At 46.3% G+C, this 602-nt stretch carries 1 pseudogene; it reads right to left on the bottom strand.

Annotated features, from left to right (window positions below):
* Positions 1 to 602: pseudogene (rpoB, locus tag B3180_RS08645) on the bottom strand (DNA-directed RNA polymerase subunit beta); the annotation flags it as partial.

Raw genomic sequence — 602 nt, 5'->3', positions numbered from 1 at the left:
CCGAAGCGCTGACCACCGAACTGAGCTTTACCACCCAGTGGTTGTTGAGTAACCAAGCTGTACGAGCCAGTTGAACGTGCGTGCATCTTATCGTCAACCAAGTGGTTCAATTTGAGCATGTACATGTAACCAACAGTTACGTCACGTTCAAATTTATCACCAGTACGACCGTCAAATAACGGAATCTGACCTGATTCAGGTAAGTCTGCCAGCTTCAACAACGCTTTAATTTCTTCTTCCACTGCACCATCAAATACTGGTGTAGCAGTAGGCAGACCCGCTTTCAAGTTACCGGCTAAACGCATGACTTCATCATCAGAAAACTCACTAATGTCGACTTTCTGGCGACATTCGCCTAAGTCATACACTTGCTGTAAGAAATCACGCAATTCTTTGATAGCACGCTGCTGTTTCAGCATCTTATCAATCTTGCTACCGATACCGCGCGCAGCCATACCTAAGTGCGTTTCCAGAATCTGACCGATGTTCATCCGCGAAGGTACACCCAACGGGTTCAATACGATATCTACTGGGTTACCTTCATCATCGTGCGGCATGTCTTCCACAGGGATGATAGTTGAGATAACACCTTTGTTACCGTG

Origin of the sequence: Idiomarina sp. UBA4206 (assembly GCF_002383015.1) — a bacterium.
In the GTDB taxonomy this organism is placed as follows: domain Bacteria; phylum Pseudomonadota; class Gammaproteobacteria; order Enterobacterales; family Alteromonadaceae; genus Idiomarina; species Idiomarina abyssalis.
This window is presented reverse-complemented; position numbering and strand designations above follow the sequence as displayed.